This is a genomic window from Zwartia vadi (assembly GCF_030410375.1).
GTDB classification, from domain to species: Bacteria; Pseudomonadota; Gammaproteobacteria; order Burkholderiales; family Burkholderiaceae_B; genus Zwartia; species Zwartia vadi.
Map to the genome: position 1 here is coordinate 1 of NZ_JAUHHE010000010.1, position 20,972 is coordinate 20,972.

17 protein-coding genes are annotated in these 20,972 nt (G+C 46.7%); 5 read left to right on the forward strand and 12 right to left on the reverse strand.

Annotated elements, in window-relative coordinates:
* Nucleotides 1-87 (forward strand): IS3 family transposase (locus QWY27_RS09745; RefSeq protein ID WP_290195450.1); only part of this gene is annotated, 87 nt, incomplete at its 5' end.
* Nucleotides 88-299: 212 nt separating this feature from the next.
* Here QWY27_RS09745 and QWY27_RS09750 read toward each other — a convergent pair.
* Both QWY27_RS09750 and QWY27_RS09755 read right to left on the reverse strand, forming a co-directional pair.
* Nucleotides 300-1,205, reverse strand: a complete 906-nt coding sequence (locus QWY27_RS09750) for an N-formylglutamate amidohydrolase (RefSeq protein WP_435433475.1) — start codon at nucleotides 1,203-1,205, stop codon at nucleotides 300-302.
* 12 nt (nucleotides 1,206-1,217) lie between these two features.
* Nucleotides 1,218-2,177, reverse strand: a complete 960-nt coding sequence (locus QWY27_RS09755; protein WP_290197149.1) for a tripartite tricarboxylate transporter substrate binding protein BugE — start codon at nucleotides 2,175-2,177, stop codon at nucleotides 1,218-1,220.
* Nucleotides 2,178-2,312: 135 nt separating this feature from the next.
* Between QWY27_RS09755 and QWY27_RS09760 the strand changes: the two genes are divergently transcribed.
* The gene (locus QWY27_RS09760) at nucleotides 2,313-3,203 is read left to right on the forward strand and encodes a LysR substrate-binding domain-containing protein (protein ID WP_290197151.1); all 891 of its coding nucleotides are present in this window, start codon (nucleotides 2,313-2,315) and stop codon (nucleotides 3,201-3,203) included.
* Nucleotides 3,204-3,503: 300 nt separating this feature from the next.
* On the opposite strand, the gene QWY27_RS09765 is transcribed toward QWY27_RS09760, so the two are convergent.
* The 5 genes from QWY27_RS09765 to QWY27_RS09785 all read right to left on the reverse strand — a co-directional run bounded on the left by QWY27_RS09765 (nucleotide 3,504) and on the right by QWY27_RS09785 (nucleotide 8,933).
* The gene (locus QWY27_RS09765) at nucleotides 3,504-4,283 is read right to left on the reverse strand and encodes a hypothetical protein (RefSeq protein WP_290197153.1); all 780 of its coding nucleotides are present in this window, start codon (nucleotides 4,281-4,283) and stop codon (nucleotides 3,504-3,506) included.
* An 83-nt stretch (nucleotides 4,284-4,366) separates the two neighbouring features.
* A complete protein-coding gene (locus QWY27_RS09770) occupies nucleotides 4,367-5,470 on the reverse strand; it encodes a linear amide C-N hydrolase (protein WP_290197155.1) in 1,104 nt (367 codons plus the stop codon).
* A gap of 34 nt (nucleotides 5,471-5,504) precedes the next feature.
* Nucleotides 5,505-6,302 (reverse strand): transporter, encoded by a 798-nt coding sequence (locus QWY27_RS09775; RefSeq protein WP_290197157.1) that lies wholly within the window; start codon nucleotides 6,300-6,302, stop codon nucleotides 5,505-5,507.
* Between the two features lie 109 nt (nucleotides 6,303-6,411).
* Nucleotides 6,412-7,089, reverse strand: coding sequence for a response regulator transcription factor (locus QWY27_RS09780; protein ID WP_290197158.1), 678 nt, complete (start codon nucleotides 7,087-7,089; stop codon nucleotides 6,412-6,414).
* Complete coding sequence (locus QWY27_RS09785; RefSeq protein WP_290197160.1) at nucleotides 7,083-8,933, reverse strand: sensor histidine kinase; 1,851 nt, start codon at nucleotides 8,931-8,933, stop codon at nucleotides 7,083-7,085. Before QWY27_RS09785 ends, QWY27_RS09780 begins: the two co-directional genes overlap by 7 nt.
* 270 nt (nucleotides 8,934-9,203) lie before the next feature.
* On the opposite strand from QWY27_RS09785, the gene QWY27_RS09790 reads away from it, so the two are divergent.
* Entirely contained in the window at nucleotides 9,204-10,883 is a 1,680-nt protein-coding gene (locus QWY27_RS09790) for an amidohydrolase (protein ID WP_290197162.1), read from the forward strand.
* A gap of 59 nt (nucleotides 10,884-10,942) precedes the next feature.
* Here QWY27_RS09790 and QWY27_RS09795 read toward each other — a convergent pair whose 3' ends face one another.
* The 4 genes from QWY27_RS09795 to QWY27_RS09815 form a co-directional block, all read right to left on the reverse strand.
* Nucleotides 10,943-12,865, reverse strand: coding sequence for an AAA domain-containing protein (locus QWY27_RS09795; protein WP_290197164.1), 1,923 nt, complete (start codon nucleotides 12,863-12,865; stop codon nucleotides 10,943-10,945).
* A gap of 279 nt (nucleotides 12,866-13,144) precedes the next feature.
* Nucleotides 13,145-15,460 (reverse strand): mechanosensitive ion channel domain-containing protein, encoded by a 2,316-nt coding sequence (locus QWY27_RS09805; protein ID WP_290197166.1) that lies wholly within the window; start codon nucleotides 15,458-15,460, stop codon nucleotides 13,145-13,147.
* A gap of 74 nt (nucleotides 15,461-15,534) precedes the next feature.
* Entirely contained in the window at nucleotides 15,535-15,717 is a 183-nt protein-coding gene (locus QWY27_RS09810; protein WP_290197419.1) for a Na+/H+ antiporter NhaA, read from the reverse strand.
* Between the two features lie 34 nt (nucleotides 15,718-15,751).
* On the reverse strand, nucleotides 15,752-16,648 hold the full coding sequence (locus tag QWY27_RS09815; protein ID WP_290197168.1) for a LysR family transcriptional regulator: 897 nt from the start codon (nucleotides 16,646-16,648) through the stop codon (nucleotides 15,752-15,754).
* A gap of 159 nt (nucleotides 16,649-16,807) precedes the next feature.
* On the opposite strand from QWY27_RS09815, the gene QWY27_RS09820 reads away from it, so the two are divergent.
* Nucleotides 16,808-17,806 (forward strand): Bug family tripartite tricarboxylate transporter substrate binding protein, encoded by a 999-nt coding sequence (locus QWY27_RS09820; RefSeq protein ID WP_290197170.1) that lies wholly within the window; start codon nucleotides 16,808-16,810, stop codon nucleotides 17,804-17,806.
* A 35-nt stretch (nucleotides 17,807-17,841) separates the two neighbouring features.
* Nucleotides 17,842-19,554, forward strand: coding sequence for an N-acyl-D-amino-acid deacylase family protein (locus tag QWY27_RS09825; protein WP_290197172.1), 1,713 nt, complete (start codon nucleotides 17,842-17,844; stop codon nucleotides 19,552-19,554).
* 196 nt (nucleotides 19,555-19,750) lie between these two features.
* Here the strand turns inward: QWY27_RS09825 and QWY27_RS09830 are convergent, their stop codons facing one another.
* Nucleotides 19,751-20,872: a choloylglycine hydrolase family protein gene (locus QWY27_RS09830; protein ID WP_290197175.1), complete on the reverse strand. Its 1,122-nt coding sequence runs from the start codon at nucleotides 20,870-20,872 to the stop codon at nucleotides 19,751-19,753.
* Between the last annotated feature and the right edge of the window lie 100 nt (nucleotides 20,873-20,972).

Consider the following 20,972-nt stretch of genomic DNA (forward strand, 5'->3'; position numbering starts at 1 on the left):
ATTCACTATTACAACAACGACCGGATCAAGACAAAACTCAAAGGGCTGAGTCCTGTGCAATACAGAACTCAACCCTTGAGGCCCTAATCCGCTTTTAAACTGTCCAACTTTATGGGGTCAGTTCATTAGGGCTGCTTTTTTTTGGGCAACAAACTAAGCGGTGCTTGCTTTGGTACGGTTAAAACCGCTGTAAATATAGTTGCCCTTGAAAAATTCTTATCGATTATTTAATTTCGATTGGAAATGCGTTGATCTCGGTCATGGCTTTCATCCATTAGTTATTTAGCGCGTGTAGACCCTTAAACCCTTGCATTGATAGTGCCCAACATTTCAATCAGTGAACGCAAGGTGTTTTTTATATCGTAGAACTCTGGCTTGATTTCCAGCGAGGTCTCACACATGTAGAGTTTGCGGTTGATTTCAATTTGAATGCTGTGGCAATGCTCGGCAGGGCGACCATACTTCTTGACGATTTCAACCCCTTTGTACGGGTAGTTGTAGCTGACCGTGTAGCCTTGATCCCGAAGGTGTTCACAGATGCGCTGACTCAAGTGTGGGGCAGCCGTAGTGCCATCGCGATCCCCAATCACAAAATCAGAGTGAACCATACCTGGAAATTCCGTGGCGTGGCTTGAAGCTATAGCTGGCATTGAATGGCAATTGATATGTATGCAATACCCATGATTGCTTAGTGCCTTGTTAATCGCTATGGTCAAGGCTTGGTGATAAGGCTTCCAACAGGTGTCTATACGCTGCTGAACTTCGCTGACAGTCAAAAGCCTCGCATAGATCGGCTCCCCCTCATCGGTCAGCCGCCAGATCAAACTTTTGCCAAGTCGAACTTTGACGTTGGTGCTCGCCGGGTCAGTGGGATAGGGCCATTCGGCATCGAGCAATTCAGGGTCAATCTCGGTCAAGCCGCGATTGGCATCCAGATAACTACGTGGAAATAGAGCCTCCACCCAAGCGGCTCCCACTTCACGCGAAAAACTGTAAAGTTTCTCGACGTGCGTATCTTCGGCCCGCCGGAGCGTCATCAAATCACACGCGTGAGAAAAGTCCTCTGGGTAGGTAGTGCCGCTGTGAGGAGAGTCAAGTACCAGAGCACTTACTCCTGCGTGTGTTTTGATCATTGAATTTTCGTCCAGACTTTCGGCCAAAGACCTGTTATCGCGACTTTGTATCAGTTTCAAAACGGGGTGCATCGAGGTTCTCGTTCAATTTAGGGTAATGTTTGCAAACTTACTGATGCGCTTCATTTTGTCGACCTCTTTGTTAATTTGCGCAGCAAACTCTTCAGGCGTTGAGCCTGATGCAAACAATCCTTGCTGAGCTAATCGCTCTCGTACAGTGGGATCTTGCAGTGCCTTGGCCACAGCCATTTGAATACGCTTCACAACGGTGGGTGGCGTACCCGCTGGGGCGACAAGTCCAAACCAAGAGGGGTCGTTGTTTGATGCCAACCCCAATTCCGCGAAAGTTGGAACCTCAGGTAATTCGGATATGCGTTGAGGCCATGAAACAGCCAGTGCCCTGATCTTGCCTGAACGGATATGTTGCAAGGGTGTCGTCACTTGATCAAAACTTGCATCAACTTGTCCCGATAGTAAATCGATGAGCGCCGGACCTGCACCACGGTAGGGGACGTGTACCATATCCGTATTTGTCGAGCTCTTAAAAAGCTCTCCCCACATGTGCCCAATAGTGCCGTTGCCAGGAGACGCGTAGGTGACCTTGCCGGGATTGGCTTTAAGATAGGCAACGAAATCAGCAAAATTTTTAACCGGCAATTTGTCATTGATCAACAGTACGCCTGGAGCCTTTACAATTTCCGTGACTGGTGTGAAGCTCTTAATGGGATCGTAAGGCAACGTTTTGTAAACAGCCGGGTTTACACCATGGGTTGATAAAGTCGCTACGCCCAAGGTCATTCCATCAGGTGCTGATTTAGCTACTTCGGACATGCCAATCGAGCCACCTGCGCCTGCTCGGTTTTCGACAATAACCTGTAACCCCAGCAATTTTGAAAGCGGTTCGCTCAACGTGCGCGCGGTCACGTCTGTGGCTCCACCAGGAGGAAATGGAACAACCAGCCGAAGTGTTTTAGACTGTGCCAATGCAAGCCCTGGGAGGATTGTAGTGAAAGCCAGTGCGAGTAGATAATTGCGTCGATTCATGTCAGAACTCTTTCTAAGTGGAAGGGTGATGAGACAGAGCTTTTGATGAATTCTGCAACTGCTGTACTTTCAATGAAAGCGAATGGTTGCTATGATTACATTCCATTATGGAATGTATTGCCAAAAAGGTTTTGATTGCGACGACTCACGCCTCCTTTGCATTTGCTGCGCGCATTTGCCACAACCGTAAGGTTTGGCAGCATTACGCGTGCAGCGGAATCACTTCATTTAACGCAAAGTGCGGTCAGCAAACAGATATTGGAGTTAGAGCGCTGGGTTGGTGTGACACTCTTTGAGCGAATTCGCAAGCGCCTCAGTTTGACGCCAGCTGGTATGCGTTACGAAGCCACTATTCGCCCATTGTTGGTGCAGCTCGAGGAGGCAACTTTGGATCTCATCACCAGTATCGATGGCGGCGGAGTATTGAATTTATCCACTTTGCCGACATTTGGCGCTAAGTGGCTCATTCCTCGCTTGCCGACTTTTCAGGCCGCCTACCCCCAATTAACCTTGAAATTTGTGCCTTACGTTCAAGGTTACGACTTTCATCGTACTGACTTGGATTGTTCCATTTTATTTGGAGATGGACATTGGCCTGGCGTAATGTCTGATTACTTAGTTGGACAAGAAGTTGTGTTGATTGCCCCACCTAGGGCATTGCTAAAATCACCATTAAAAAAAGCATCTGACATCGCCAAATTTGTGTTGCTACAGCATGTCACGGTCCCGCAAGCTTGGGTGCGGTGGTGTCAGTTGCACGAAGTTCATGGAGTGAACCCGCTGGCTGGACCACAACTTGATCAATATCACAGCCTGATCCGGGCAGTTGCTGCGGGAATGGGTGTGGCGTTGGTGCCGCGTTGTTTAGTGAATGACGATATTGCCAATGGTCTTGTCACTCTACCACTGGATGATGGGTATTTAGGCGACATGGGTTATTACCTTTGCTATCCGGAGTCACGTGGTCACCTAGAACCATTAGTCAACTTTCGCAAATGGTTGCTAAAGGAATGCGGCGCTGTTTAGTGCTCTGCTGCATTGGTGGGTATCGTTTATCGTTGGCAGGAATTTGCTGATCATATTGCTGGTGTCACGGCAAACGTTAATAAAGAAACGGAACTAGCTTTTGCGGGTGGCTATCACTCTCCTTGAGCGTACCAGCTAATATTGCATTTATTCGTAGTATCACGCTTAATCAATATCGCCGCTTATTACACGTTTCATTGCACGGTTACGTAATTGATAGGTAACGTTTTGAAAAATAAAAGATAATTTGAAGCAACCTACGCTGTTAATCCGCAGGTAGCTGGTCCAACAGCAAAATATTTAAAATTTAAAGGTCACTGCAACAGCGGCACCAAACATATTCAAGTCAACATTTGTATTGTTAGGCTTGAACTGGTAATACACATTTTTAGCAACAAGTGATAGATCGCCCCAGTTGTATGAGCGACCAATTCCCAGATATGCCTGACTGGTAAAGCTTGAACTTTGCCCACCGCCAACATCGACATAAAAGGGAACGAAATAGTTTGAGTCACCCAGATTCCATCGGCCTTTGAGTCCCGCAATGGCGGCCGTAATATTTTGTGTGCTGGTCTGCTTGAATGACAGGCCGAATGCTGGATCAGATACTGTGGTGCTTGCATTGAGCCAAAGATATCTAGCACCGATCAATCCATCTACATATGAAGTCTTCGAGCTGTACAGATTGAAACTTGGTGCTAGAGTGAAGATTGAAAGTTTTGCAGTCGTATTGGCGTTTAGATCTGCGCGTCCGATCACCGCAGAGGAGTTTTTGCCAAGATCTCCGTACATCGCATCCAGATAGACGCCAAATTTATTACTGCGCGCCTCAGCAACGACCATGGCTGCCATTTTGATATCAGACAAAAGATCACCTGGTGTCAGCTTGATCTGACCTGTTGACAAATTATTGTGAGAGAGTGATCCCCTGACGCCAAGCGCCCAAACGTAAGGCGTGATGCTATAGGTCCATTGGTCTTTTACTGAAGATGAATTTGCTTGCAAACTAGCAACAGGCTGCGCACTGGCAAATTGGGCTGACATGAGTCCAGTCAAAAGTAAGGCAAGGGAGAATTTCATTTTGTACATTCCAAGCTAAATCAACAATAAAAAAACGAGCATTTCTGTTGCGAAATGCTCGTCACTCACTGAACGTCTATGTGTTATTTGATGATTTCATAGGTTGTTGTGCCCTTAAGTTCCCAAGTTTTGAGCGTTTTGGCATTCAAATCATGATCCATAAGGTTGAATTTTTTGACATTCATGCCACCAAAAGGTCTGACGTAATAGGCTAAATTTTTTGAGTCAACAACCACGCTTTCTTGCGTTTTCTCCCATCCGGCTACACCACCTGCATAAGCGTCACCTGCTGGAATCATGACTGCACCGGGTGGCATGTCAAACATGTTCAGGATGTGCCAAGCAGTTTCAACTTTGGGTCGATCTGCTGCATATTTTTGTGCAGCTTGAGAGAAAATGAATGCCCGTACAAATCGGCTTGAACTCAGGAAATCTCCGGGAAGTCCGTGCAAGCCACTACCAGAGCTGGGAGGTGAAAAGGTTTGACCATCAATCGTGATCGGTGGTTTTTCAAGAGGGGAAAGATTGACGTAGTTGCCAAGATTGGCAAATTGCCAGGACATCGGGGGATCATTCGCCATGGTGCCAGCTGGGTTATCAGTAATCGTGAGCTTGCCACCTAAGTACTCGATAGTGATACTTTTCCCGGTTTTATCGTGAAGCGTCACATGTATCTTGACGACCCCATTCCATTTACCCAATGTTGAACTATTCACAAAAATTTTAGGTAATGCGGCTTTGACTTCATCGGTCGTGGCAAAGTTGGACAGAATCCACGAGAGTATCTGGTATGAGGCGATACTATTCTTGCCTTCGGCTCCAGTCGGGTTTTGATATTGGGCGAAATTAGGCTGGTTCAACATACCACCGCTCAAGCCTTTTTCATTCATCCCATCAACAAGTATTTCTAGTCCAAAGGCATTGACACCGACTGCCGCATACTTACCGGTCCAGTTCAGACCTGATCCGATCGTGCCATCTGGACCAACACCTTTGTATTCAAAATTTCTTGGAAAGAGAACGAGTCTTTCTTCAATAGATTTGCCGAACTCAAATGTTCGTGCATAGACGTAGTTGCCATCTTTCTCTTTAAGGGTAAAACTTGTGCAAGCATGACTGACCATTGGTGCAAGTGCCATGACCCCAATTTGAAAAGCACAAATTAATTTTAGAACGCTACGTTTCATGGATACTCCTGGTGAGTTGCAAATTTTGATGGATTTATTTCGGGAAAATGAAAGTCATACTTGCTCGACCCCCCCAGCCGGAGGGACCTCCGGGGACGCTGCTTAAGTAATAACGTGCGCCTATTTGAAATGAGACAGGTACTTCACCAATTTTGACCAGTTTCGAAACTGTTGCGTTCAAGGGGTTTTCTGCGCGTCGAGCGTCCCAGTTAAAAGTAGACTGGGTGTTGAGCGAATAGGTCCAGGCGCCTGGCGTAACGTAAGAGACAAATGGCTGATAAAAAAGATTATTAGCCGTGCCATTGACCGCGCTGCCTCCAGCATTCCATGTGTTGTACGTGAGCAAGCCTACCGTCCATGGCGACTTCATCACTAAACCAACCGCGCTCACGCCGACACCCGTCTGTGAAGTGCCGAAATTTGAACCTGAAAGAGATGGGGTGCTGACAACAGGACCAACGCCCCATATCAATCCATTAGAAGAGTTGGGTGAGAAAAAAGTTTCTACAACAATAGGACCGGCTCCAGTGCCGCTATATCCATTGACATTGTTGAGTGACTCGAAGGTCATCACCGGTCTAACAATGTAGTTCCAGCTGCTGTTGAGCTTAAGGGGAATAACTGGCTGAACGACCAAGCTATTGCTCGTGCCTTTTTTGTCTAGCCCAATATTTGCATCGTAGTTGTATTGAAAAGGTACGGATATTAACGAAGCGACAGGGTTGGTTAATTTTTTTGCAAGATCGCTTGTTGCAGTATTAGCGGGCTGTGCGAACGCTGAGCATGAAATGAGTCCGCATAAAAATCCTGACGCAAATAGATGAGTTTTCATGGTTTCGCTATTTAATATTCATTTAACAAAGATGATGAACATTAAACGAGCCAGATTTTCGTTGCCTACGAAAACCTACAAAACCTACAAAGCCTATCTGTTATTTGCCTCAGACAATTTTAATGCGCGGCAGTAATTGGTAGCCCTCTCCTCTGATGGCACGGATCCCTTTACCTTCAATCCCGGCATCGTTGAGCTTTTTGCGAAGACGAACCACGCGGACTTCGAGCGCGGCTTTGGATTGCTCATGCATCTCTACCTCGCCGCAAAGTTCTAACAATCTGAAATATGGAAGATTCCCATTTGGAGATTCATTAAGCGCTTTCAGGATCACTATTTCCTGTCGACTCACTTCGACTGTTTTAACACCAGTCAAGGTCATCATTCGCGGATTAAGGATCACATCTTGCGCGTCATGTTGTTTCAACAATCGTCTGGCAACACTGCCTATGGCTGCCATCAACTCAACACTCGATATCGGTTTGGTGAGGTAAACATCCGCTCCGGAATCATATCCATTGATTCGATCCGATTCCCTACCGCGGGCGGTCAGCATGATGATGTATAGATCTGGATTCGAACGCTTATATCGTCTAGCAATACTCAGACCGTCTTCACCGGGAAGATTAAGATCTAGGATCAGCAGGTCAATGTGGGTATGTGTGACGAGATCATCCAATTCCTCTGCTGATTCGGCAGCATGAACTGTATAGCCAGCCTTTGAGATGTCTCTTTTGAGAAGATCCCTAAAATCATCATTGTCTTCAACCAACGCAACTTTCAGCATGGAATCCATAATTTAAAAATAACTTTTTGATGTTGATACTGATACGAAACAAGACCGCCGATTAACTGAATCAGTTCATAAACAAGATAGAGACCTAGTCCTGAGCCACTAATTTTAGTGGCTGATGAATTTCTGTAATATTTTTTGAAAACATGCTCAGGATCTGGGGCGCCCATTGAACCCACATCATTGATAAATTGAATTTGTACGCCAGACGCACCGTTGACATTTTGATTCCTTGTCTCGATATAAATCTGTGATTCCTTGGGTGAATATTTGATGGCATTTTCTAAGATATTTGAAACGATGATGCGCAAGATATCTTGATCTGTATGCACAATTGGATTGTCATGGTAGGTAAGGGAAGTATGGTTTTTAGTTTTAAATTCGCTGATTATGCTGTTTATAAATTCATCGATCCGGAATGTTATTTTGTGAACTTGCATCGACTTTGCATCGATTTTTCCGAGTTGAAGACAACGCTCAATAATAAAGTCGATATTGTTAACCGCACGGTTTGCATGACCCTCGAGATCGGAGCCAGAAACCTTTTCATCCACGACAAGTTTTAAGACAGAAAGCGGCGTCTTGATTTCATGAGACAACATGGCCAACAGCATGGATTGTTCTTCACGTTGCTGCCGTTCGTGATCCGCCTCTGATTTGAGTGCGATCGCGCGGCTTGATTCAATTTTTAATAATGCTTTTGCGCGGTACTGAAGCAAAAAGAAAAAGACCAGTCCGCTCACCATGCTATAGATATGAAGTGAATGCAGCGCAAGCTCTCCCCCTGGAAGCCAGCCTTGAAGTGGAAAGATGGCGAGCGTCCAAAGCGTTAAATTGAAAATATAAAAAATACGTAATACATTGATTGGCAAGGCGTCAGCCTTTAAGGTCGATTGATGAATATCCACTCCAAACAGGGAAGCAATAAGAAAGAACAAAATAGTGATAAAAACCAAAAGGCTATTCAAATTGAATGTGAGAGGCTGATTGGTCAAGAAATTGAGAGTAATGACCAAAGCTGAAAAAAAGAGTAATAAGTTAAAGACAGAATTAAACGATCTTTTAAGGCCATACTCTCGCAATAGAAATTTATTAGCCAATATTCCAAAGAATGGATATGTCACGACAAGGAAGCTAAAAAAACTATTCATCCTAATCGGATCGAAATAATCATCGAAAAGGATTTTGAATATTCCGCCATGTAATGACGTGTGAAGAAAAGCAAATATCTGCTGAGCAGCAAATATTCCTAGCACTAACTCGCGATGCAACACCCAGCTGACCAATAGCCATAATGCAATCAAGAGTGTCAGTGTCGAATACGCTGCATAGACCAAAAGTTCTTGGCGATCTTTTTTTTGATATTGTGCAAGAGGCATGACTTCAGCATTGACTAAATAGCTTCGAACGGACTTAATCCTAAGATAAATATCTCGGTCTGCAGGCCGGGATACTAATTCGAAGTTATAGCTGACGGCTTCAATATCGGATGCTTTAAGTGGATATTTATTTCCCACTAAAGGCTTTTGTTGTGGAAGTGCGGAATCGAAAAGTTCGATCTCTTCGATGAAAACAGGTCTGATTTTGAGTATGAGAGGTTGTGTGCTCGCTGCGATTTTTAACTTAAGCCAAAAGGTCCCGGTTTTGTAACCGCCTGTGAGGGCTCCTTGATAGGGAATGAATTCTTTTTGTTCAATCTGTGAGATCGAGAGGGAATTGCTTTTGTCTTCAAAATAAGCCTGACTCAGGAGGTATTGGTCTGAGTTTGTTGCATAGGCAGGCTTTGAACCAAGAATGTTCGCCAGTATAAAAAAAAATATTATTGTCAATTTTTTCATGTCTGAATAATTTTAGGCGAGATTTTTTACTGGGTAGATTTTTTCCATTGTGATGTTCAGGGACGTAACTTGGAATTTTTACGTTCTTGTAGGGATTGGTAGGTTTTTTTGATGGATCTTTGACATCATACGTTTGGCAACGACTTTTTCTTTATTGCTATGCTGTTTAAAAAAAATTATGTGTGAGTTCTAGCTATGTGCATGTGGTGTAGAAAGTCTGCGTTTTCAGAACACTTGACCGCTAATTTTTCAGACAAACGTCGAAAGCTTATGCTTTTTACCGGCGCGGGCTCGATAACATCTGCATTTCATGCCAGTTTGAATGCACAGGATGTCGTTCATCCCGACATGGTGTTCCGTAATGGTTCGATTTATACGATGACAGGTAATGCTCAAAAAGTCGAGGCCCTGGCATTAAGAAATGGAAAGATTCTGGGTACAGGCTCGCTTGATCAGGTAATGAGCTTAACTAAAAATAAACCAACGATCGTAAACTTAGAAGGCAGGACTGTATTTCCTGGGTTTATTGATCCACACAATCATGTCGTGCTCAGTAGTTTGTTTGATCAATTGCTCATCAATGTAGGTTTTGCAAAATATAAGACGAAAGATCAAGTTAAGTCTTTCATGAAAACAACCGCGGCTAAAATGCCGGCGGGTCAGTGGTTGGCTTTCGGCTTTTATGACAATCTGCTTCAGGGCGGAGACTGGTCGATGGCTGAAATCAATGAGATTTCGACGAGCCATCCCATCTTTATCTTGTATGTGAATGGTCACGTAGGGGCCGCCAATTCGTTTGCTTTCTCAAGGGCAGATATTCCTCAAAACGTCGGTATGCTGCCAGGTGGCGGATATTTTGGGCGTGATAATAGTGGCCAATTGAATGGCTTGATTTATAACGAACCTGCCTTGATGAAGTTTGCCGATCTCGCTGTGCCTAAACCTTCCCCTGAATTACTCGAGAAGGCGGTGGTGCAATATGCGAAACAAGCTGCTGCATCAGGTTTGACGACATTGCACGAGCCGGGAACTATCAAGCCTCAATGGGTGGAGTCTCTCGCAAAGCTTTCTAACTTCTTGCCGATCAGGATGAGTGCAAGCTTTAGCTCAGAAGCTGTAGAAGAGAGTAAAAAATATACTTCTCTTGGCCCAGCAAATCGGGCGCGCATCTTGCCAAATAGCCGTTTTTCCTTGTATGGCATGAAATGCTGGGTTGATGGCTCAAACCAAGGTGAGACTGCCGCGCAATCGAAGCCCTATCTGAATACCGATAAAAAGGGCATGTTAGGCTACACGCAAATTCAAATGACTGAGATTTGTAAAAAGGCCAAGGAGGCTGATTGGACAATGTTGGCGCATTGCCAAGGGGATGTCGCTATCGAGGAGTATCTCAATGCACTTGAGACGGTGTATGGCGCGAACCCCTCCATGGGTCTCATGCGCATTGAGCATGCGACCATGGTGCGTCAGGATCAACTTGATCGTATGAAAAAGCTTGGCTATGAGCTGACCTTTATGACCGATTTTGTCTATCTCTACGGATCTGCATATAGAGATTCAATTTTTGGACCGGAACGTGCTGCATTTATGGTGCCATGCGCAGCGGCTCATCAGGCGGGTCTTCAGTACTCAGTTCATTCAGACAACCCCGCTGCAGGCATGCCATTGAATCCCTTGCGACACGTACAGATACAACTCAATCGGCAATGTATCGTAGACGGCTCTGTCGTGGGGCCTAATCAGAGGGTGGATTTGGATACTGCTCTTCGCGCGATCACAATCAATCCTTCTCGACATATTGGCATGGAACATATGCTAGGTACCTTGGAGAAGGGTAAAGAAGCAGACCTTACTATCCTAGAAAAAGATCCCTTCACGACTGGAGTGAGTGCGATGAGTGAGATTAAAGTATCTGAAACATGGGTGGCGGGTCAAAAAGTTTTTGGGTGATCGTACGGGCAGCTTTTCTTTGGCTAAAACCTAAGGCCTCAAGCTTTTGTCAATGCGCTTTAGGATGAAAAGATTTCCCTGGCCTTGCGGTAGCCGCCCATTCGCTTTATGTAGGTCAGTAATTCCGCGAAAAATGGATTGAAGCTAAGTGTAGAGGAGTCGCCGACAAGCAACAACTTGCGGCGGGCTCGGGTCATGCCAACGTTCATTCGGCGGATGTCGGCCAGAAAGCCGATTTCACCATCTGGGTTACTACGCGTTAATGAAATAGCAATGATGTCTCGCTCCTGACCCTGAAACGAATCGACTGTGCCAATACTCAGCATGCTGTTCAGTAGTAATTCGTTGAGTGCGCTGTTTTCCTCGATAGCATCAATCAAATAATTAATTTGGGCACGATAGGGAGCAATGACACCAATAGAGAGCGGTTCATGCTCGTGATCGGTGTGGTCGTAGGGCGCAAGGAGTTGAGTGAGCCGCGCGAGCAGAAAGTTTGCTTCTTCAGGGTTTGCCGTTGAACGACTTTCGGGCAGGGTCACTTCAAGAAAGTTGCAACCGGCTGTATCGAGAAATTCTACAGGGCGGTCGGGAGAAAAACGCGGGTCATAAGCATCTAAGCCGGCATCACGCACACTTTGGTGTGCCACCAATTGACCTTCGTAGAATCTCTCTGAGCTGAAACCCATGATTTGCTCGTGCATGCGGTACTGCACGGTCAGCATACGGGCTGTATCAGGCTGCCGCTTAATGCACTTTTCGAACAGGGTTTCGCGCAGACCTTCGCGGGCGGCTTTTTCACTTTTTACTGTAGGTGGTAGTTGATGGTGATCGCCAGTCAAGATAATCCGGTGGCCCTTGGCAATCGGTATCCAACAACCCGGCTCCAAGGCTTGAGCGGCTTCGTCGATAAAGACTGTTTCAAAGGTCAGGTGTCGAATGTTACGGTTGCTGGCGCCCACCAGCGTACAGGTGATGATCTGTACCGATTCGATTACGTCCTCGGTCATCCAGCGCTCTAAATCGTCCGCTGCCTGAAAAAGTGTTCGTGCCTCTTCCTTAAGCAGCTGCCGCTGCTGCTGCTCTTCAAGGCTATAGCGCCAAGATCGCTGACTGGCGGCTTCACGATTCTGGTCCGCGGTTTGGCGCATCGCCCGCATCTTGCTATAGCTGGGATGGGCCATCAAGCGGGCATCAAGAGTGTGCCCAAGCAGCAAGTCTGACACACGGCTTGGGTTGCCCATCCGAATGACGCTGACGCCGCATTCGGCTAACTTTTCTGTGAGCAGGTCTACAGCCGTATTCGAGGGGGCACACACAAGAACGCGCCTCTCACGCCGAACAGTTTCTAGGATGGCATGTACAAGTGTTGTGGTTTTACCCGTGCCGGGCGGTCCATGGATAATGGCGACGTCCTGAGCACTGAGGACATGGCGTAAAGCTGTTAGCTGCGAGTCGTTGAGCAGGTTGGGGTAAAGAAGATCGTCGGCTTTGTGTTCGCGAAAGCTGGCTTGTCGCACTCCCAGCAGGACATCGCGAAGCTCGGCCAACCGGTTTCCATGTGCACCCATGACTTCATTGAGTGCGTTGTTCATTTCGCGGTAACTCACCTCATCAAAGGTGAGGTCAATGCCCATCTTGCCTCCGTCAAAGACCCAGTCGGGAAGCTCATCTTTGGTGGTGGTCAGCTGTAACTTATTGCGCCGTACACTCGTAATGACACCGCTGAGCGTAGGCCGGTCAGATGCTGAATGTGCTGGCGAATCACTGAACAGAGCGGCATTCTTACCAACCTGAAATAAATGGAGTTCCTGTCGATGAGCAGGGCGTTCTACCTCCAATATCACTTTGCCACCAAAACCAATGTCCTCTTTGGTGATGGTGACCGGGTACCAAGTGAAGCCTCGGCGCCGACGCTCCTTGATGCTGGCACTGGTATTTGTAAGTTTGAATTGAGCTTGGTCTTCCTTTTGCTCAAGTTGCATGAGTGCACGCACGTGGCGGAGTTCACTATCAATAGCGCGAGGATCGGTAGGGATAACGTCGAGATCAGCCAAAGGAATAGAGATTTAACCGTTCAAAAATTTGATTGTACAGATAAGCTTGTATTTAACGTAGACTCAGCGCTTCAAACAAATCGCTAGTGCAGGAGTAACCCTCTCGGGCAATCGTATTCAAAAAATATGGGGCGCAGTCGGCGGTGCTGCGATTGGTGCATTGGGAGGCTATGTCTACGACAAGTCAAACCAACAAAACTCAAGTCGTTAGTTTTCTTTTGCTTGTCGCGACACACTGACTGGTAAGGGGGCGGTCACATTGAGATGAACATCCCGCTGTGGATAGGGGATCGCAATGCCTGCTTCTGAGAGTTGTTGATAGATTATGTGGCGCAGATCGCTATCGACGCTGCGTGCAGCGAGTTTTGGGCCGAGTTCAACCCAATAAACGAGGACCATAATGATAGCGTTGTCAGCAAAGTCTTCAAAGAAGACTTCGGGTGCTGGAGTTTTCATGGTACTCGGGTGGTCAGCAGCAGCTTTTAGCAGTAATTGCTCTGTCACTCTCGTATCCGCACCGTAAGCAATTCCAATCCGCAATTCCCGGCGGATATGCTGGTTGGAATAGGTCCAATTAATGACTTGAGTTTCAAGAAAATTGGAATTTGGCACCAAGGCTTCGACACCATCGAAGCCGCGAACAGTGGTTGCTCGCATATCAACTGCTGTGACATGTCCGATTGTGCCACCCAGTTCGATGATGTCACCGACGCGGATCTTGCGCTCGAACAGAATAATGATGCCACTGATAAAGTTTTTAATGATGGTTTGCGTACCGAAGCCGACGCCAATGGCTAGCGCACCGCCCATGAATGCGAATACAGTCAATGGAATGCGCGCCAGATTCAGCACAAATACAATGAGCCCGATCGCTAATAGAATCATGACCCAGCGACGGATGACCGAGGCCAATTGATCGCTAATCCCAAAGCGACGCACCAAGAATATTTGAAGACCTTGTAATGCTTTGGAAAATAACCAATACCCCAGGAGGAACAGCAGTATCGCTACGACACTCTTGCCAAGCGTCACGCCAAAGCTGACTGTGACCTTCCGACCATCTATTTCCGATACATCATCCACTGCAAATAATTCGAATTGCCAAATCCTTTTTATTGCAGAAAAGATGCTTTCGCCAACTTGGTTTGCCTTTAGACTGATCGAAGCATTGGTCGCTTGAGCGGTGTCGTCGTTCCATCTGGCTAACTGCCGCTCAAAGCGATTGGCAGCTAGTTCAAGTCTGTCATACATGGCGGCTCTTTCATTGAAGAGGGCCAGAATCTCTTTCGCCTGATTGTGCTCAGCCGTATCAGGGGCAAGATTAGCCACGCGTGTTTCCTGCTCGCGAATAGCCCCCTGCGCGTAGTTACGCTGTTCCTGTGACAGGCGCTTTCGGTTGATCAAGCCTTGATAGATTTTTTCCAGGGAAGCTTGCGCCTGCCGTCTTTGCTCTAAATTTCCTCCCGAGAGAATCAGATAACGCTTTTCCCATGCTTCATAGACGACCTGAGTCAGTGTTTCCAGAGCATTGAGACCATCTAGAACGACGCCGTCAGTGATCAACGCTTGATCCAGCACGGCCAGTCGCTGCCCTTCCTTGCTTTCGGGCTGGGGTGAGCTGGCTAAAAGCTTAGTGCGTTCCCGTTCGTGATTGCGTCTGCGCTCGTTTGCTTTGGATGTTTCTTGACTGAGTCGTTTGCGCATGGCAGTCATGCGAGTACGTTGGGTATTAAGATCGGTTTCGGTCAACTGCTGAGCAGAAAGAGCTTTTTTCACCAGGCGTGTGAGCTCATCATTCATCACACGCATTTGTGCTGCCTTGAGCTTAAGCAAATCTTCGTCTATGGACAGCACCGCAAGTTCCGATTCGGCTACCCGCTGACGCAATTCAGCCTGCTCTTGTTCCAACTTCGCCTGAGCTTTGGATTCTTCTCCGCGAACATTTGCAAAACGATCTTGGCTCAGTCGTAGCGCTTCATCGGCGCGACGCTTTTTTTCAAGCTGAGTTTGCTTTTCAACTTCTCTGATTTGAAGGCCGCTGAGTAACCCTTGAAGTTTGTTAAGTTGACCGTCTAGTTCGTCACGCAAGGCATCGACGGCTATGGCCGAATAGGGGGGAAATTCACCGAGTGCCTGGACCTGGGGTAGGCTTGATAAAAGCGGGGGTGGAGTTTTTTCAAGGGAGGCAAGTTCATCGAGTTTTTTAATTCTTTCTGCTTGAATAAAAGCAAGTCGGTCCAATAGTCTTTGCTTGTCTGCCTGACTAACGGCTTCAGCATTAGGCAATTCATTGTTAGTCGATTGTCTGGCATCTCGCTGTCGCTGAGTTTCGGCTAGCTGGGTTTCTACCTTGGCACGCTGTTCCGGAATTCCGCTTTCACTTTGAATAGATGGCTGCTTGGGCTGGATGCCTGGCAAAACGATCTGTCCGGACACCAGATTCGGAAGAAATAAGCACGTGATCATTAAGCAAAGGCTCTGAAGAGCCTTTTGCGAAAAGATAGGGAAGGAGAAACGAGTCATGAGCGATCTCTTGCTTCAGGGAACTGCAGAAACAGCATTTGAATCATCATACTGCCGTTGCTTCAGGGAGACTTTTAACCACTTGTATCGGTATGAAGAGTCTTTCTACTTGTAAGTATCAACCAAATATACCCCAGTACTCCTGAGCATTGCGAAGCGATCAAAATGGCGAACTTGGATGGATTGATCATTTCGGTCTGATTTGAGAATGCAAGGTTGGTGATAAATATTGACATCGTAAAACCAATACCGGCAATCTCACCAGTTGATAGTGATCAGAAGACCATAGCGTCAAGCTTTGATTAATTCCACGACCTTCAGGGCAGCGGGGGACAGGGTTCTATTGGCATGGAAAATGATGTTGCAGCTGAGTTCCGTACCTGCAGGGTATTTGAGAGGTAGCTGAACTAATCGTCTGTCTGCTAGCTCATGGGAAATGACTTCACGTGTGCAGAAAAGAACAACATCAGTGTTGAGTGCTACGTTACGAAGTGCTTCTAGGCTATTACATTCTAGGGCCAGGGGTAAGTTATTCCCATCAGTATCGCCACAGAGTTTGGCTAGAAGACTCCGCGCCCGAGGTGGTAAGTGAGTGGCCGCCAGACGGTACTTTGAGAGACTGTTTCTCAGAGTACGACGCGATGCAGTCAAAAGAGGGTGACCTTGCCTGACAAATAGACCGCCATGTTGCGATGGTAGTTTAATGACTGAGAACTCAGCGGATGGTGGCAAGCTTTGGGTAATGGCGAGTACGAAATCGAGTGTATGACGCTCCAGCATATCCAGCAGGCGTTTCCAGCTTTCAATTTCGACTCGCATGCTGATGCCTGGATAATCTTTAGCTAATTGAGTGAGCAGTGGAGGCAGGTATGTGGCTGCCGGAAAAACACCAACTCCCATCGCGACTTCACCACTCTCCAGGCCGCGAATCATATGTGTTTCATATTCAAGCGCCTGCGTTTGAGCCAGTACCTGCCTGGCTCGAATCAAGACTGTCTCTCCTGATTTAGTTAAGAGCACGCTTGAGGCCGTGCGATCAAGGAGTTTTAAGCCCAAGGCACCCTCGAGAGACTGAATGCTGCGACTCAGTGCTGACTGCGTGAGGTGCAGTCGCGATGCTGCTCTTGAAAAATGAAGCTCGTTAGCGGTCACAACGAAATGTCTAAGCGCACGTAATGTAAGCATCATGAGTTTTTATCATTAATAGTACGCATAATATGCATTTGATTTAAATCAAATGCAAGCCTAAATTGCATTTCAACATTCGTGTTGTTCATGAATGAAAAGAGCTAACAGGTGAACCGGACAAGGATTCGACCGTTAAACAGCCACTTACCAGGAGACGTGATGAAGAAAATGATATTTGTGCGAGCACTAGCCAGCCTGTTTGGCGCACTGGCGAGTATTGCGATGATGAATACTGCTGTGGCATCACCGCCAACCTGGCCAGCCAAGGATAAGCCTGTCACTCTTGTCGTGCCGTTTCCTGCCGGATCGGGGTCCGATGCACTGGCGCGTATGCTGGCAAAAGAGGTAACAGATCAAACAGGTGCAACGGTGATTATTGAAAACAAGCCTGGCGGGGGAACGGTGATCGGGGCACAACAGATCGCTAAAAGCCCGAATAATGGAAACTACCTGCTTTACACGATTGTGGTGACACACACCCAAAATCCCCATCTTTTTGAAAAGCTGCCTTACGATCCATTTAAGGATTTCACGCCCATTATTCAGTTAGTGCGCTCAGCAACTGTTCTGACAGCCAATAAAGACGCGCCATTTAGCCAGACAAAAGAGTTGATTCAGTATGCCAAGGCGAACCCTGGGAAAGTCAACTTTGGTTCATTTAGCATGGGTTCAACTTCTCACCTGAATGGAGAGATTCTTAAGCGAGCAGCTGGGATTGACATCGTCCATGTTCCCTACAAAGGTACAGCGGATGCCAGTCGGGCGTTGATGGCGGGAGAGGTCCAGATTTATTTTGATGGTACAGCGACAGCAGTTGAAAAGTGGCGAGCAGGACAGGTCAAATTACTCGGACCTGCCACGGATAAGAGACTCAGTGTTTTGCCTGACTTACCCACACTTGCGGAGCAGGGTTTAGCAGGTTTGGATATTGTTGGCTGGCAGGGAATATTTGCACCAGGCAACACTCCACCTGAGCTCGCGAATCAAATAGCGGCGGTATTTCGCAAGGCCTTGAATACGCCTAAGATCCTTGAATACATCAAAAATGGCGGTAATGAAGTCAGTGGAGCTGGGCCTCAGGCGTTTGCCAAAATCGTACGTAACGACTACGACAGATGGGGCGAAGTGATTCGAGCAGCCGGTATCCGTCTGCAATAACTAACAACGTGACTGAGATCCAAAAGGTATTGACTATGCATGACCTCGTAATTCGTGGCGGAACTATTGTTGATGGAACTGGCAAACCTGCTTTTACAGGTGATATCGCTATCAGTAAGGGTCGTTTGACTGAAGTGGGCGGGAAAGTCGGTGAGGGTCGCCGGGAAATAAATGCCGAAGGGTGTCTGGTCACGCCTGGATGGATCGACATACATACTCATTATGACGGTCAAGCGACATGGGATCCGTATTTGAGCCCCTCAACCTGGCATGGTGTGACCACTGCGATCATGGGCAATTGCGGTGTAGGATTCGCGCCCGTCAAACCTGAGCGACGGGAGTGGTTGATCAAGGTGATGGAGGGCGTAGAGGATATACCTGGCACGGCCTTGTCTGAGGGCATTCAATGGGAATGGGAAACTTTTCCTGAATACCTGGATGCGCTGGATCGCAAACCCAAGGCGCTTGATATCGGTGCGCAGGTTCCGCATTCAGCGGTACGTGCGTATGTCATGGGTGAGCGGGCGATTAATCACGATGAAGCGAACCCAGCTGATCTCTTGGCAATGCGTAATCTGGTCAGGGAGGCAATTGATGCAGGGGCCATGGGGTTTTCAACTTCAAAAACATTTCTTCACAAATATGATGAGCGAAAGTATCCGCCCGGAACATTTGCGACAGAGGAGGAGTTGATGTCGCTTGGGACGGTGCTTGGTGAAGCTGGCCATGGTGTATTCCAGATGACGGCTAATCATCCCGCGATGGAGATGGAGATTCCTTGGCTCAATGCATTAGCACGTCACAACAAACTTCCTGTTTTGTTCAATCTGCAGCAGACTGACGTCGCGCCTGATATTTGGAAAAGTTTGCTTGTGAAACTGGAGCAGGCGCGAAAAGAAAATGTCCCTTTAATGGGCGGGATCAGCGGTCGTCCCTTAGGTATTTTGTTCTCGTGGCGAAGCAGTTTGCAACCATTCATGGCGCATCAGACGTTTAAAGAATTACAGCATTTACCATTTGAAAAAATGATCGAGCAGCTCCGCAAGCCTGAGATTCGAAGCCGGATGTTATCTGAAAAACCGGGCCTGCTTGATCGAAGAGCAACAACATTATTCAGTAGTTTCAATAAAATTTATCCATTGGGTGACAACCCGGACTATGAACCGTTGCCTGAACTAAGTGTCGCGGCGGTCTCTGCCCGGACTGGCGTTGCACCGCTGGAAATCATTTATGACATGATGATGGAGCAAGAGGGAAAAGCAATTCTTTATTATCCATCATTCAACTACTCTTACGAAAATTTAGATCATCTCCACGAGATGTTGCAACATGAAAATACTGTAAATAGCTTGTCGGATGGTGGTGCGCATTGTGGCTACATCTGCGATGTCAGCATGCCAACCTTTATGCTCAGTTATTGGACTCGAGACCGAACACGAGGCCCTAAGCTGTCGCTTGAGTTGATGGTCAAGCGTCAAACATTAGACACAGCGCGAATTTATGGTTTGAATGATAGAGGCGTGCTTCGCTCGGGCATGAAAGCAGATATCAATATTATCGATCCTGAGAAGCTTCGCTTATTTTGTCCAGAGATGATCTTTGATTTGCCAGCAGGCGGCAGACGTCTAGTGCAGCGTGCCGATGGTTATGTCGCGACCTTGGTCAATGGAGAAACCATCTTTGAGAACGGGATCGCAACAGGTGCTCTACCAGGTCAGCTCCTGCGCAGCCGGGCTGGAGGCTTGTGAAAAGAGTCGCCAATCAGTCTTACAAGGTTTTTATAGAGATTTAATTTGCTAGTGAAGTTGTTCTTACAGACTATTGCTGAAGACTGAGTACCCAAATGGGCATCTCAAATTGGGAAACAAGTCGGTCGATAAGAAACCATAAAGCTGGGCGGTTATCCAACTTTATGGGGTCAGTTCAGGACTTGAGTTTGAAAAATTACTTTAAAAGCTCTGCTGTTAAATCATTTTTCGGGTAGGGTAATTTATCAATGACCCACGTTCTTGATTTGCCAGATTTAAACACCTGATTGAGATCAATCTCTATAAAGTTTGTACGATTAGCGTAGTTTGTAATCTTCATACGATTATTGTTCAAATCTTTCAGATTTACCCATTGTGTGTAGTCGGAAACAACCTGTTTACCATCTGTAGAACGGGCAACGCCAGCAGCCATGTCAACGTTATTCAAGAAATGCCCAGCCAATTGAACCGCTTCAGTACTATTTGATGCTTGATAGGCAAACTGCTTGAGATAGGCTTGTCTGACAAAACGGGAAGGTGGTGTGTAATCTGCTGGCAATCCCATCAAGCCTCCACCCTGTCCAAGCTCCGTCACATTTGTGCCGTTTACTTGGACAGACGATCTTGCAGTAGAGGTAAGAGATATATAGTTTCTAACATTGTTAAGATGCCAGTCATAGGTTGGTGCGTTGGTCAATACGCCCGCTACATTTTCATGAATCACCATTTGACCTTTCACAAACTCGACGATGATGCTGTCACCGGTCCGATCTGTTAATACGTAATGTAACCATGGAGGCGTTGGAATACCTTTGACCTCGCTTGCGTCATACCAGACTTTATATTTTGGAATCTCAGTGCGCAGCTCTTTTACTGATCCAAACATTCCCAAGATAAAGCCTCCAAAATTAATCACAGAAATATAATTTTTATCTTGGGGGGTAACGGTTTGGTACTCAGTAAAACCAGGTAAAAAATTACCGCTGATGGCCAGGCCCGCCTCATTTTGTCCTTCTAAATATGCAGGTGAACCCTCCAAAACCCCAGGGGCAACTCCAACGAAAGCATACTTGCTAGGTAAGTTTTTTGCGGGTAGTTTCATTGAAGCTGGCGCAGTCAATGGGATGTTCGTTCCCTTTGGGTTTGCAATCAGCTCCCACTTCATATCAAAAGCCCACTCCATTGTTCTTCCTGCAACAACAGACCCATCTTTTGCGATGACATTAACAGCCGTACATGCATTGCCAATCATTGGAGTAAAAGCGAAGGTCGTTGCAACGAATGCCGCGACTAATTTTTTGATCATTTGTTGTTTCATAGAAAATCCTTTAGGCGGGTGGAGTTGGAACTCAAAATAGTATCGTGAAAAAATTTAGTCATGATTTAAATCACTTAGGAAACGCAAAAGTCGACCCCGT